The sequence below is a fragment of the Edaphobacter sp. genome, assembly GCF_035763405.1.
Classification (GTDB): domain Bacteria; phylum Acidobacteriota; class Terriglobia; order Terriglobales; family Acidobacteriaceae; genus Edaphobacter.
In genome coordinates this window covers 22130-35764 of the sequence record NZ_DASUBE010000131.1, presented here as the reverse complement: position 1 = coordinate 35764, position 13635 = coordinate 22130, and the positions used below count along the sequence as shown (strand labels likewise).

At 61.2% G+C, this 13635-nt stretch carries 14 protein-coding genes; 10 read left to right on the top strand and 4 right to left on the bottom strand.

What is annotated here, in order from left to right; all coding sequences use genetic code 11:
* Window positions 1-159: 159 nt before the first annotated feature.
* The 8 genes from yajC to VFU66_RS12940 all read left to right on the top strand — a co-directional run bounded on the left by yajC (window position 160) and on the right by VFU66_RS12940 (window position 6482).
* Complete coding sequence (gene yajC / locus VFU66_RS12975) at window positions 160-471, top strand: preprotein translocase subunit YajC (protein WP_326446687.1); 312 nt, start codon at window positions 160-162, stop codon at window positions 469-471.
* A 21-nt stretch (window positions 472-492) separates the two neighbouring features.
* Window positions 493-2103: a protein translocase subunit SecD gene (gene secD, locus VFU66_RS12970; protein ID WP_326446684.1), complete on the top strand. Its 1611-nt coding sequence runs from the start codon at window positions 493-495 to the stop codon at window positions 2101-2103.
* Between the two features lie 56 nt (window positions 2104-2159).
* On the top strand, window positions 2160-3131 hold the full coding sequence (secF, locus tag VFU66_RS12965) for a protein translocase subunit SecF (RefSeq protein ID WP_326446683.1): 972 nt from the start codon (window positions 2160-2162) through the stop codon (window positions 3129-3131).
* Between the two features lie 81 nt (window positions 3132-3212).
* On the top strand, window positions 3213-3944 hold the full coding sequence (locus VFU66_RS12960; RefSeq protein ID WP_326446682.1) for an energy transducer TonB: 732 nt from the start codon (window positions 3213-3215) through the stop codon (window positions 3942-3944).
* Window positions 3945-4055: 111 nt separating this feature from the next.
* Entirely contained in the window at window positions 4056-4796 is a 741-nt protein-coding gene (locus VFU66_RS12955; RefSeq protein WP_326446681.1) for a MotA/TolQ/ExbB proton channel family protein, read from the top strand.
* A 155-nt stretch (window positions 4797-4951) separates the two neighbouring features.
* The gene (locus VFU66_RS12950; RefSeq protein ID WP_326446680.1) at window positions 4952-5404 is read left to right on the top strand and encodes an ExbD/TolR family protein; all 453 of its coding nucleotides are present in this window, start codon (window positions 4952-4954) and stop codon (window positions 5402-5404) included.
* A gap of 61 nt (window positions 5405-5465) precedes the next feature.
* Entirely contained in the window at window positions 5466-5903 is a 438-nt protein-coding gene (locus tag VFU66_RS12945) for an ExbD/TolR family protein (RefSeq protein ID WP_326446679.1), read from the top strand.
* 123 nt (window positions 5904-6026) lie between these two features.
* Complete coding sequence (locus VFU66_RS12940; protein ID WP_326446678.1) at window positions 6027-6482, top strand: ExbD/TolR family protein; 456 nt, start codon at window positions 6027-6029, stop codon at window positions 6480-6482.
* Here the strand turns inward: VFU66_RS12940 and VFU66_RS12935 are convergent.
* Window positions 6476-7138, bottom strand: coding sequence for a riboflavin synthase (locus VFU66_RS12935; RefSeq protein WP_326446677.1), 663 nt, complete (start codon window positions 7136-7138; stop codon window positions 6476-6478). The two genes, VFU66_RS12940 and VFU66_RS12935, sit on opposite strands and share 7 nt — an antisense overlap.
* A gap of 379 nt (window positions 7139-7517) precedes the next feature.
* Here VFU66_RS12935 and VFU66_RS12930 point away from each other — a divergent pair, with 379 nt between their 5' ends.
* Together VFU66_RS12930 and VFU66_RS12925 are read left to right on the top strand one after the other, a co-directional pair.
* Window positions 7518-9695, top strand: a complete 2178-nt coding sequence (locus tag VFU66_RS12930) for a putative bifunctional diguanylate cyclase/phosphodiesterase (protein WP_326446676.1) — start codon at window positions 7518-7520, stop codon at window positions 9693-9695.
* A 229-nt stretch (window positions 9696-9924) separates the two neighbouring features.
* On the top strand, window positions 9925-10665 hold the full coding sequence (locus VFU66_RS12925) for a methyltransferase family protein (RefSeq protein WP_326446675.1): 741 nt from the start codon (window positions 9925-9927) through the stop codon (window positions 10663-10665).
* A gap of 206 nt (window positions 10666-10871) precedes the next feature.
* Here the strand turns inward: VFU66_RS12925 and VFU66_RS12920 are convergent, their stop codons facing one another.
* From VFU66_RS12920 to VFU66_RS12910, 3 genes are all read right to left on the bottom strand, one after another.
* Window positions 10872-11168 carry an HU family DNA-binding protein gene (locus VFU66_RS12920; protein ID WP_326446674.1) on the bottom strand — a complete coding sequence of 99 codons (297 nt, stop codon included), beginning with the start codon at window positions 11166-11168 and terminating at the stop codon, window positions 10872-10874.
* 320 nt (window positions 11169-11488) lie between these two features.
* Window positions 11489-12727, bottom strand: a complete 1239-nt coding sequence (locus VFU66_RS12915) for a threonine ammonia-lyase (protein ID WP_326446673.1) — start codon at window positions 12725-12727, stop codon at window positions 11489-11491.
* 28 nt (window positions 12728-12755) lie between these two features.
* On the bottom strand, window positions 12756-13613 hold the full coding sequence (locus VFU66_RS12910; RefSeq protein ID WP_326446672.1) for a prephenate dehydrogenase: 858 nt from the start codon (window positions 13611-13613) through the stop codon (window positions 12756-12758).
* Window positions 13614-13635 lie beyond the last annotated feature (22 nt).

The following is a 13635-nucleotide window of genomic DNA, read 5'->3' as shown; positions in this document are numbered from 1 at the left end:
CTTGACAGTGCTACAGCGGTTACGCGATGCTTAGGGGCTAGGCACCCTTTCTGACCTGCTTCCCGGAGTTGCGCCGCTTTGTGCGCGCACGAGCGTTGGCGCGTGGTGGATTGCGGTTTCAAACAGTAAAGGGAAAGTCTCCCGGGGAGTTTTGATTTGATGCTGGCGATGTGGTTTGCAGGTGCGGCGGGCGGACTGGGTCTGGGCAGCATGGCGCTGCCGATCCTGTTCTTTGTGGCCCTGTTCGCTTTGATGATTCTGCCGAATCAGAAGAAGCAGAAAAAGTGGCAGCAGATGCTGAGCCAACTGAAGTCGGGCGACCGCGTGACGACCAATGGCGGCATCCGGGGCACTATTCTGACGGTCAAGGACGACGCGGTGATTCTGCGCGTGCAGCCGGATGGTCTGAAGCTGGAGTTTGTGAAGAGCGCGATTGCGGCCGTGACGACCGACGACGCGGCGGCAAGTTAAGAAGGGGCTTCAATCAAGAGTATGGGCAACAAAAATATAGCCGGTAAGACACTATTCATCATAGGCGTGCTGTTGGTCTTCTGTTTCGGCATTGTGGGGATCCCCCACGGCGGGCTGAAGGCGTCGATCCAGCGGCAGATCAGCCTGGGGCTCGACCTGAAGGGCGGCGTTCACCTGGTGCTTCAGGTGCACGTGGCCGAGGCCGTGGGCTCCGAGACCGACCGCGCTGCCGCGCAGCTCGAGTCGGACTTTCAAAAGGCCGGAATTACCGGTGTGACGGTGGGGAAGACCGACCCGGCGCACCCGGAGACGATTACCGTGACCGGCGTGCCGCAGGACAAGATGGGCGCGGCGCGCTCGATTATGAACGGGAACGACTACGCCAGCTATGACATGGCGATGAACCCCGACGGGAATACGACTCTGACGATGCGGCCGGCGGCGATCCGCGACCTTGAAGCGCGCACGCTGGATACGTCGATCGAGACGATCCGCGCCAGAATCGACAAGCTGGGTGTGACGGAGCCGGAGATCCAGAAATATGGCCTCGGGGCCAATGAGATTCTGGTCGAGCTGCCTGGGTTGAGCGATCCGGGCCGCGTTGAAGACGTGATCCAATCGACGGCCAAGCTCTCGATTCACGAGGTGACGGGCGGGCCGTACAACAGCCAGCAGGATGCGCTGGCGGCCAATCCGGGCGGCGTGCCGCTGGACTCGATGCTCGTTTCGGGACAGGGAACCGAGGGCGCACCCGATCAATTCTGGCTGCTTAAGCGGGCAAGTGTGGTCGAGGGAACGGACTTCCGCGACGCACGGCCTTCGACCGACCAGAACGGCAGGCCGAACATCAACTTCACGCTGACGACGGACGCGGGCGACCGCTTCTACAAGTACACGTCGGCGCACAGCAAGACCAGCTCGAGCCCCGGCTCGATGGCGATCCTGCTCGACAACAAGGTGCGCGAGGTGGCGGCGATTGACTCGGCCATCCGCGATAACGGCGAGATTACGGGCGGATTCACACAGCAGCAGGCGCAGGACCTCTCACTCATGCTGCGCACCGGCGCGCTGCCTGCGTCGATCTCCTATCTTGAGACCCGGACCGTGGGACCGAGCCTAGGCGCGGCGTCGATCCACTCGGGCGTCGTGGCGGCTGTGGGCGGAATGCTCGCCGTCATGATCTTCATGCTCATTTATTACAAGGGCGCGGGCATCAACGCAGACGTGGCGCTGTTCCTGAACCTGGTGATCCTGCTGGGCTTTATGGGATTCTCGGGCTCAGTGCTAACGCTGCCGGGCATCGCGGGCGTCATCCTGACGATCGGTATGGGCGTGGACTCGAATGTGCTGGTGTTTGAGCGCATCCGGGAAGAGTTGCGCGCGGGCAAGACCGCTGCGATTGCCGTGCAGCAGGGCTTTGCCCATGCCTGGACGACCATCTTCGACACCCACGTGACGACGATTGTCTCGGCGGCGATTCTGTTCCTGTTCGGCTCAGGGCCGGTCAAGGGATTTGCGGTGACGCTGGTGTTTGGTCTGCTGGCGAACCTGTTTACGGCAGTCTTTGTGTCGCGCGTGATCTTCGATGCGCATCTGGCGAATAAACCGCGCGGCGCGGAGTTGTCGATCTAGTTGGATTTTTGAGAGATCGCGGAACCTGAAAGGGTTTCCGCGGAGGGTTTAAGAGCGTGGAATTTTTTCGTGACACAAAAATCGACTGGCTGGGCAAGAAGTGGTACTTCCTCGGCTTTTCGCTGATCTTTTCCGTGGCTGGCCTACTGAGCATCTTCTTCTGGCACCATATTCCGCTGGGAGTGGACTTCAAGGGCGGCACGCAGATCCGCGTGGCGTTTACCCAGATGCCGAACGAAGACCACATCCGCCACGCGATGGACATGGCCGGGGTGCATCAGGCGACGATCCAGCGCATCAGCGACCCCAGCGGCAAGGCGGCCAACAAGGTCATCATCGCGCTGCCCATCTCGTCGGCCAGCGACACGGCGCACGACGTGGGGCGCGAGCGGGTCGAGAGCGCGCTGGCGGAGAACTATCACGACTCTGCCTTCAATGTGGAGCAGGTCGAAATCGTCGGCCCGACCGCCGGTAAGCAGTTGCAGCATCAGGCGGAATGGGCGACGCTCTACTCGCTCATCGGGATGCTCGTGTACCTGTGGTTCCGCTTCGAACTGATCTACGGCGTGGCGGCGGTGGTGGCCGTCTTCCACGACACGCTGATTACCATCGGCGCGTTCAGCTTGACGAACAAGGACATCACGCTTACTGTAATCGCTGCCATCCTCACGCTGATTGGTTACTCGATGAACGACACGATTGTCGTCTTCGACCGTATCCGCGAAAACCTCGGGGTTTCGCGGAGAGAGCCGTTGCACGATCTGGTCAATCGCAGCATCAATCAGACGTTGAGCCGGACGGTGATCTCGTCGGGCCTGACGTTTTTGACGGTCATGTCGCTGTATCTGTTCGGCGGCGAGGTGCTGCACGGGTTTTCGTTTGCGCTGGTCATCGGCATTTTGATCGGCACCTACTCATCGATTGCCGTGGCCGCGCCGATGTTGGTGGCGTACCAGGAGTGGCGGGCCAAGCGGGGCAAGACGGCTGCACTCCCCGCGGCAAAGAAGAAGGCCGGCACAAGAGCATAAGGCAGGCCGAAGGAGTTTTAGCCGGGAACAAATCGAAGTGGCGCGGTGTCTAAGAAAAAATAGCTCTTAAAGAGGCTGCATATGTTTGAAGATTCGTTGATGGAGTCCGGCGGGAAGATTAAGACCAAGTCCAAGTACTGGATGATTGCGACCTTTGGGTTCAACGCCTTGATTCTGGCGATCATGATCCTGATTCCGCTGCTATATCCCGATGCGCTGCCGAAGACGGCGATGACGGCCATGCTGACGGCCCCGCCTCCGCCCCCACCTCCGCCACCCCCACCGCCTCCGGCGCAGGTGTTGAAGCCGATCAAGATGGTGTCGGAGATTGATCAGGGTCTCCACGCCCCGACGAAGATCCCCAAAGACATCAAGATGCTGAAGGACTCGGCGCCGCCGCCTCCACAGATGGCCGGAGTGGCCGGTATGAGTGGCATGGGCAGTGGTTCGGGCGTTCCGGGCGGCGTGATGGGCGGTATTGGCACAGCTCCGACTCCGGTTGTTAAGGTTGAGCCGCCGAAAGGCCCGCAAAGGGTTTCAAGCGGCGTGATCGCCGGAATGAAGATTGGCGGCATCACCCCGACCTATCCGCCGATTGCAAGGGCGGCCCACGTTTCGGGCGCGGTGGTTCTGCACGCAATCATCTCGAAGGCCGGCACGATTCAGGACCTGCAGGTCATCAGCGGGCCTGAGATGTTGCGCAGCGCCGCGACTGAGGCCGTAAGAACCTGGCGCTACAAGCCCTATATTCTGAATGGTTCGCCGACAGAGGTCGAGACGACCATTACGGTCAACTTCAACTTCGGCGGCTAAACCGAATCTGCGCAAAAACGTCTTAGGCAGTGGGTCCCCCGGCTGCGAACTTTTGGGGGATACACGGTCAGATTTTAGAAAGTTAGAGTTCTACCAGGAGGAAATATCCAAGTGATTCTCGCTCATCTCTCAAACTTCGCTCACGTCCACTCGTCGATTGCTATGTTCTTCGATGAGGCCCAGGTCAGCTTCAGCCCGATGGGTCTGTGGGCCAACATGGGCAATCTGGCCCGCGCGGTCGTCATTCTGCTCTTCATCATGTCGATCTGGTCGTTGGCCGTCATCATCGACCGGGCCCTGTATTTCTCGGCAGCCCGCAAGCAGTCGCGCGAGTTCGCGCCCAAGGTTGCAGGCGCGCTGAAGGACGGTCGTCTGGACGAGGCGATCAAAGTTGCCGACCGCTCGAAGAAGTCGCACCTCGCCGAAGTCGTCACCGCCGGTCTGCAGGAGTTTCGCAGCTTCGGCTCGGGTGGCAACATCACCGAGGAGCAGATTGAAAGCTCGCAGCGCGCGCTTGAGCGTTCCGAGGCCATCGTTCACGCCAAGCTGAAGCGCGGCCTAGGCGGCTTGGCCACCATCGGTTCGACGGCGCCGTTTATCGGTCTGTTCGGAACGGTCGTCGGTATCTTGAACGCCTTCCAACAGATTGCCACCCAGAAGACCTCGGGTATCGGCGCGGTCGCGGGCGGTATTTCGGAAGCCCTGGTGACGACTGCGTTCGGCCTGCTGGTCGCCATCCCCGCCGTGATGACCTTCAACTACTTCACCGGTAAGGTGGAAGCCTTCGACGTGGAGATGGACAACAGCTCCAGCGAGCTGGTGGACTACTTCATCAAGCAGAGCCACAAGTAAGCGTGTATTACCTCCAAGGGTAAGTCACAACCTGCGAGAACCACTGCTCTGATGGTCCTTCGGATGCCGGCAAGCGAACCGGCATCCGGAGGGCAGAGCGCCGCAGCGGAACAGAGCACAAAGACCCGGGGCAGACCCGGACGGAGCCGATCAGTATGGGTATCGTAAAGCGGGATGAAGGCAGGAAGGTCAACTCCAACATCAACGTGACGCCGATGGTGGACGTGATGCTGGTGTTGCTGATCATCTTCATGGTCATCACCCCCATGTTGAACAATAAGGTCAATGTGAACCTGCCGACGGCAGACGCCGCGACGGTGATGGACAATGCCAACAAGGAAGACGCGGTGATTGTGGCCGTAACGCGGGACGGACGGACATTCCTCGGCTCCGATCAGATGACGATCGACGACCTGGGTTCGAAGATCGCCGCCAAGTTGGAAAATAAGACCGACAAAGAGGTCTACATGCGTGCAGATGAGCGGGCAAACTACGGTAAGGTGATGGATGCGATCGATGGCATCCGCTCGGCAGGCGTCAGCCAGCTCGGCCTGCTCACCGAGAAGCAGGACAACGAAGCCCTGAATCTGGCGAAGCCGCAGCAGTAGGCACTTTGCGGGACGACTAGTTTCAAGGGTTGAGAACCGGAAGGGTCTAAGGAGAATTGCAATGGGAATGACTTCGGGAAATAGCGGCGGAGCGATGTCGGACATCAACATCACACCGATGATCGACATCCTTCTGGTGTTGTTGATTATCTTCATGGTGATTGTGCCCGTAACGCCGCATGGCCTTGAGACGCTGGTTCCCCAACCGCCCAAGAACAAGACGCAGGACCAGCAAAACGACCGTACGATTGTGGTTCAGGTGCTCTCAAACGGCCCGACGGCCCAGCCCTCCTACAAGATCAACGAACAGGCGTTCAATAAGTCGGACATCGAGCCCAAGCTGCAGGAGATCTTCGCAACCCGGGTCGAAAAGGTGATGTTCGTCAAGGGCGACAAAGACCTGGACTTTGACAAGGTCGCTGAGGTCATCGACTTTGGCCACGCAGCGGGTGTCGATAACATCGGCATCATCACGCCTCGCGTGGAAGCAGGACAGTAAGACCCGGTAACACTCTCGCTGGGGCAGCGCGGCCATGTGCCCGCTGCCCTCAAGTATTTTCGGGTCAGTACCGTAGTGGATCGAGTGCTCGCTTACCCAATTCTCGATTGGGAGACGATGGCGATGGCATTCTCGACGAACGGTGCATGCGGAAACAACCTCTCTGGTGAAATCAACGTAACCCCTTTAATCGATGTACTTCTAGTGCTGCTGATCATCTTCATGGCGATCGTGCCGGCTGTGCCGCATGGCCTGGAGACGGTCCTGCCGTTGCCGAAGGCCAGTGTCAATCTCGCGGTGTCGCAGCCGGTCATGGTCCGCGTGGCGCAGGGTGTGGACGGCGTCTCGTACTGGGTGGATGGTGAGAGCATTGCCCGAAGCGCGCTGCGCGAGCGAGTGGCGAAGTTGCTGGCGCACCGGTCTTCCGGGACCGTGCTGATCGAGGGCGAAGGCACTCTGGAATTCGAGACTGTCTCAGGAATTATTGATGCGGCACGCGCAGGCAACGCACGGAGCGTCGAGTTGCTGACCCCGGGCTTGCACGGCGGTGACGCCTCACGCAGGAGCCCGGGTCAGTAGCCATTGGCGATGAGGTACTGCTCGGTGAGGATGAAGGCGTCTCGGTGCTGGATACTCTCAGCGTACTTGCCGAGAACATCGACTTCGATGTTGAGCGGCGAGCCAGGGGTGAGCGTGCGCAGGCTGGTGGCCGCGTAGGTATGGGGGATGATGGCGACTTCGACCTGGTTGCCCGTGATGGCGGCCACAGTGAGGCTGATGCCTTCGATGGTGATGGAGCCTTTCTCGACGACGTAGCGGGTGAGCGCGTTGGGGATGGTGAGGCGCAGGCGCCAGTCGGTGGCCTCGGGCGCGGCAGGGGTGACGGGGTCGAGGGCGACGAGGGTGCCGGTGCCATCAACGTGCCCCTGCACGACGTGGCCTCCGAGTGGCGTGCCGGCAGGGGTAGGCAGCTCCAGATTGACGATTGTTCCGGGTTGTAGACCGGAGAGTGTGGTGCGGGCGATGGTCTCGGCGGCGAGGTCGGCCGAGAAGCGCGGAGGGAAGGCGTTGGGCTCGATCGAGAGCGCCGTCAGGCACACGCCGCTGACGGCGACGCTGTCGCCGGTGGCAAGCCGCGAGGTCAGCGTAGGTGAGGCAATGGTGATGCGCGTTGCGCCCGCGGTAGGAGTGACGGCCAGGATGGTCCCGGTGGCTTCGATGATGCCAGTGAACATAGTTACAGGGTACAGGGAGCAGGCCCGAGGTTGAAGCCAGCCCAGCAAAACGCATAAGGCCAATTTGCACCATAAACGCCGATTCGACCACGGATGACTATGGAGTGAGGCGGATGAGAAACAGGTGCTTTTCCATTCGGCGTTGGGGTAGAGGATGTACTTCCAAACACGTGAGAAATGGCGATCCGGGGAGAGAGTTGGAACAATAGACCTGAGATGGCAGGCTTTCCATTTCGAGAACGGGTTGCCTGCGCCGCCTGTGGGGGTACCTGCACTGGTACTTCAGTTGTAGCTGGGCCCAGGTATATCCGTGATATCCAGTTATTACCCGCCGTCAGGGCGAGCGACGTTGCACTGGATATTTGAGGAGTGTGTCCTGATGCAAGGCTCCTACAATCCCTACCTCGTGGCGCTGTCGCTGCTGGTCGCCATGTTCGCGTCGTATACGGCGCTGGACCTTGCGGCGCGCATCGGTTCGCTGCGGGATTCACGGAAGCGGCTGCTGTGGCTGGTGGGCGGCGCGGTAGCGATGGGCATGGGCATCTGGTCGATGCACTTTATCGGGATGCTGGCGTTCCGGATGCCGATCCAGCTTGGTTACGATCCGCTCATTACGGTCTGCTCGATGCTGATTGCGATTGTGATCTCGGGCTTTGCGTTGTACGTGGTGACGCAGAACGAGATGAGCCGGACGAGACTTGCCGTTGGCGGCGTACTGATGGGTCTGGGAGTTGCGGCGATGCACTATACGGGCATGGCCGCGCTGAGGATGCATCCGGGGATCGTGTACTCGGCGGGGCTGTTCTGGGCCTCGATTGCGATTGCCATCGCGGCCTCGTGGGTGGCACTGTGGATTGCCTTCACGCTGCGACACGGCGAGCAGAAGTATGTGCTTCTGAAGCGGTGCGCGGCTGGCTTTGTGATGGGGCTGGCGATTGCGGGAATGCACTACACGGGCATGGCCGCGGCGAACTTTCCCATGGGCTCAATCTGCGCCGCGTCGAACGGAGTGAATACAAGCTGGCTGGCGTTCACGGTGGCCGGCGCGACGCTGCTGGTGTTGCCGATGACGCTGATGTACTCGATGCTGGACGCGCGCTACGACCTGCAGGAGTTTCAGTTGAATGCCTCGCTGGAGAAAGCCAACCTGAGCGCATCGCTGGCGGAGGCGAATGAACGGCTGCTGGCGATGGCAACCGAGGACACGCTGACTGGGCTGCCCAATCGCAATTCGCTGATCGAACGCATCGAGAACGCGATCATCGTGGCGCGGAGCGGCGGACGCACTTTTGTGCTGATGTTTATCGACCTGGACGAGTTTAAGACGGTGAATGACTCGCTGGGCCACACGGCGGGCGACAAGCTGCTACAGGAGGTGGCGCGGCGTCTGCTGGAGTGCGTGCGCGCGGGCGATACAGTGGCCAGGCTAAGCGGAGACGAGTTTGTGGTGTTGCTGGAAGAGCAGGGCGGCCGCAAGGCGGCGGCAGAGGTTGCGCGGCAGATACTCGAGCGGATGCAGCGGGCCTTCTTCATCAATGGCACGCCGCTGCGCATGACGGCCTCGGTGGGGCTTGCTGCGTATCCGGAGGATGGCGAGTCGGTTGAGGGCCTGCTGAAGAACGCTGATATGGCGATGTACGATGCCAAGCAGAACGGCCGGAACTCCTACCGTTACTTCGATGCGGGGATGAGCGAGGCGCTGGCCCGGACGCTGGCGATTCATCGAGGGCTGACCGAGGCGATCGAGCAGCAACAGTTCTCGCTGCGCTTTCAGCCGAAGTTCAGCGGCGCGCGGCGGCAGATGGTGGGGGCCGAGGTGTTGATCCGGTGGCAGCACCCGAAGCTGGGCGAGATTCCGCCGCTGGAGTTCATCCCCATTGCCGAACGGACGGGGCAGATTGTGCCTATCGGCAACTGGGTGATCGGCGAGGTGTGCCGGTATGTGCGGCGCTGGAAGCAGGCGAGGATGTCCGCTATCAAGCTGGCGATCAACCTGTCGTGCGAGCAGTTGCGGCAGCCCGGCTATGTGGACAGCGTGCTGGCCATCGTCAACGCGGCGGGCGTGGAGCCGGACTGGATCATGTTCGAAATGACCGAGACGGTGGCCATGCGCGATGTGGAGATGTCGGCCGAGGTCATCCGGCGGTTTCAGGGTGCGGGCTTCGATGTGGCCATCGACGACTTCGGTAAGGGATATTCAAGCCTGGCGTATCTTCAGCAGTTCCGGGTGAAGCAGTTGAAGATTGACCGCTTCTTTGTCGAAGGGCTGGACCGGCACGGCGAAGAGGGCTATGCGATGGTGTCGGCCATTATCTCGATGGCACACGCGCTGGAGATGGCCGTGGTGGCTGAAGGGGTGGAGACGCACTCGCAACTGGCGCAACTGAGGCGGCTGGACTGCGACGAGGTGCAGGGCTTCCTGCTGGCGCGCCCGCTGACCGCCAGACGCTTCGAGGAACTGCTGGCGCAGCCGCAACAGGCGGCACAGGAGCAGGATAGCCGTCTGCGGTCTCGGAGCTGGAGCTTCTCCCGGTGGAGCGAGCGCGAGGTGGAGTAGCTCTGGATGGGTGAAAGACCTAACACCGATTGGCACCGATAACACCGATACATCTGATTGCCGACTTACGCGGAAGACTGGCTCCGTGGCGATTCCTTTGCTGCGCTGCGGAATAGTCAGGGCAGACGCGGACGTGAGCTCGGCGCTGCGCGTGCGGTTCGGCTACACTCAGGACGGCCCCCCGCAACTTGCCTGAGCCATCTTCTACGACAGGATACTCGCGTTCTGCATGAAAGCTACCGCCTTTGAGTTTCGTATTCGCTTCTTCATTCACGTTGTCCTGATTGTTCTGGGTTTTACTGTGCCATGGGACAGATGGCTGCATCTCGACTCGTTGGGGCCGAACCCACATGTGTGGGGTATGCTGGCAGCCCACTTGTTCAAGCTGTCGCCGAACGTGCTGACGGTGGGCGGTGCGTTCAACCTGCTGCTTGCCTTGGCGGCGGTGTGCGCAGTTGTCTCGGCCGCGCTACGCACATGGGCTTCAGCGTATATGGGTCCGGCGACGGTGCACTCGTCTGGGATGCACGGCGACGGCCTAGTCGCGGCGGGGCCGTATCGTCACCTGCGTAATCCGCTCTATGTGGGCATCGTCATCCACGTTGTGGCGCTGGCTCTGCTGATGCCGCCCAGCGGGGCGATCTTCTGCATCGTGACGGTCGTGCTGTTTCAACTGCGGCTGATCGGCGGAGAAGAAGCATTTTTGACACAGAAGCTGGGTGAGCCTTATCTCGCGTACTGTGCTCGCGTGCCGCGTCTCTTTCCTGCGCTCACGCCACGGGTGCCCGCTTCGTCCGCCAGGCCGGCGTGGGCGATGGCCTTCCTCAGCGAGATCTATATGTGGGGCGTGGCCGTTACCTATATCGGGTTGGGCCACCGGTACAACGCCTCGATACTCGAACAAGGGATACTCATCTCGCTCGGCGTGATGCTGATCGTGCGTGCGCTTGTGCCACGGCGCGATGCCTGACACCGATTTGCACCGATCTAAATCGACCACAGATCTGAGCGAATGATCACGGATTCTGTTTATGGGCGGTTGTAGTCTTTTCTCAAAACAGAAAGCCCGTCGTGAATCTGCCTGCTGGGCAGGGCACGACGGGCTTCCGTGAGTTTGCGCCTCTACAAACACCGCTGGGCGCGACGATTGGGGAGGGCGTGTCTCTCCGGCCAAATCTACTTCTTCGGCGGAGCGATGGTGTCCTTGGCGACCTTGGCCACGCGGAACTTGACGACGGTCTTGGCCTTGATCTTGATGGTCTCGCCGGTCTGGGGGTTGCGGCCCAGGCGCGCCTTGCGCTCAGCCTTGACCAGCTTGCCGATGCCGGGGATGGTGAACTCGCCGTTCTTCTTGGTCTCCTTGACTGCGGTCTCGGCGAGGAGTTCGAGGCCGGCGGCGGCCTGCTTGTTGGTGATTTCGAGCTTCTCCGCCATGTGGCGTACAAGCTGTGTCTTGGTCATTCCCTTTGCCATGTGTTTCTCCTTCGTTGTACAGAAATAGAATCGCGGCCCGCTCGCCCGGCCTGCGTGAAAACTGTGAGGGCCGCACCTTTCTTCTGGTGCGTATTCATCAATGTTCACGCGGGTGCGGAGAACCTACCGCAATTCACCTTCAGCCTTTCCGCGCGCTTTGTCAATGGCATTTCTTCGGTTTCCACAGGTTTTTTTGGGGTTTTTCCGGTTTTTCTCGTAACGAGGGCCAAAATCCCCCGAATTCCCAACAAATCGGTGTTAGGCCTCACCGTTTTTTGCATGGAGGAAAGCTGATTGCACTCGCAGGTGTCGCCGATTTTCTACGTCACGCGGCTGTGTTTGTAGCCTTCGGCAGTAAGGGCGGCGAGCAGCTCTTCGACCTGTTCGCGTCCGCGCGTCTCCATGGTGATGTCGATGACCGTATCGCCTAGGTTCACGCCGTAGTAGGCGCGGTTGTGTAGCGTATCAACGATATTAGCCCGGTGATTGGCGATCAGGCGTGTCAGTTCGGCGAGCGCGCCGGGCTTGTCAAGCAAGTGGATGCGCAGCCGGATCATGCGTCCGTCCTGCACCAGGCCGCGTTCGATGATGCGGCTGAGCAGCGTGACATCGATGTTGCCGCCGCCGATGACGACCGCGGTACGCGCGCCCTTGAGCGAAGTCCTGTGCTGAAGCAGTGCGGCCAGAGCGGTCGCGCCTGCGCCTTCGGCCAGTGTTTTTTCGCGTTCGAGCAGGACCAGGATGGCTGAGGCGATCTCGTCCTCATCGACGGTAACGATCTCATCGACATATTTTTCGATGACGGGAAAGGTGATGTCTCCCGCGCGGCGCACGGCGATGCCGTCGGCGATGGTGGTCGCGGGCTCGACGGTGACGGGGCGGTGCTCGGCGACGGCTGCGGCCATCGAAGGTAGGCGCGAGGTCTGCACGCCGACCACGCGCACGCCGGGGCGCGACTCTTTGAGCGCGCAGGCGATGCCGCCGATCAGGCCGCCGCCGCCAATCGGCACGGCAACAGCTTCGAGGTCCGGCACTTGTTCCAGCAGCTCGAGCCCGATGGTGCCCTGGCCTGCCATGACGACCGGGTCGTCAAAGGGGTGGATGAACGTCATGCCTTCTGCGGCGCACAGGCGCGTGGCCTCTTCGCAGGCTTCGTCGTAGTTCGCGCCATGGAGCACGACCTCAGCGCCGAATCCACGCGTCGCTGTCACCTTCACCAACGGTGTGGCGAGCGGCATGACGATGAGCGAGCGGATGCCGCGCCGGGTTGCGTGGTAAGCTACGCCCTGCGCATGGTTGCCTGCACTGGCCGCCACCACGCCGCGTGCGGCCTGCTCCGGCGTGAGCGTGGCGATGCGGTTCAGCGCACCGCGCTCCTTGAAAGCCCCGGTCATTTGCAGGTTTTCGAGCTTCAGATAAATTTGCTGTCCGGTCAGGCCGGAGAGCATCTGAGAGTGTGCGCAGGGGGTGTAGTAGACTGAGCCGCGCAGACGCTCGCGCGCGGCGACGACGTCGGCCAGGGTGATGCTGGGTTTGGTTGAACTCACTGGGTTAGCCATTTTTTCTTCTTCCAGCTTATGGCATTTCTCACCGTCGGCGCCGGAAGCGGTTGGCCAGTTCGAACTCGTCGCGCAGGCCCGGGGTGCGCAGGTTTTCACGCAGGTGAGTCAGGCGCTGTTCGAGCGCGAGCAGTGTGTCGGCGATGGGCTGCGTGTTGGTCATAGCCACGTCGCGCCACATGCTATAGGGACTTGCGCCAAGGCGTGTGGTTTCGCGGAGCGCGCGCGCACCGATGGCGCCAATCTCCGGTGCGTCGCCGAAGGTGTCTTCAAGCAGCGCGGCCAGCGCGGTCGAGAGCATCTGCGGCAGGTGACTGACCCAGGCGCACAGCTCGTCGTGCCGCGCTGCGTCCATATCGAGCGAGCGCGCACCGAAGCAACCTACCCATCCGCGCCACTCCTTTTCGACGGCGGCTGGTTGCTCGGCGACCGGCGTGAAGAGCCACATGGCCCCGTCGAACAGTCCGGACTCGGCCAGCATGGCGCCGCCGGACTCCTTGCCAGCCATCGGATGCCCGGGCAGAAAGACGGCCTTGTGCTCGCCGCCGAAGAGCTTTGTGGCAAGCTCGGTGATCTCGAGTTTGGTGCTGCCAACGTCTGTCACCAGTTGTCCGGAGCCTACGATGGGTGCGAGCGCCTGCATCCAGTCCTTAATGGCGAGCACCGGCATGGCGAGCACAACCACATCAGCCACGCGAGCGATTTCGAGCGTAGTCTCGCGGCTGGCGGCACGACCGTCGATGGCGCCCATCTGCTCGGCCGCAGTCAGTTCGAGCGAGCTGTGGTCCCAGCCGTCGATGCGGCCCACAAACCCCGATGAGCGCAGGGCAAGTCCCACCGATGCGCCAATCAGTCCCGTCCCAATAATGAGAACCCGCTCGATCATGATTCAGGTCGCCTTCCTGGCC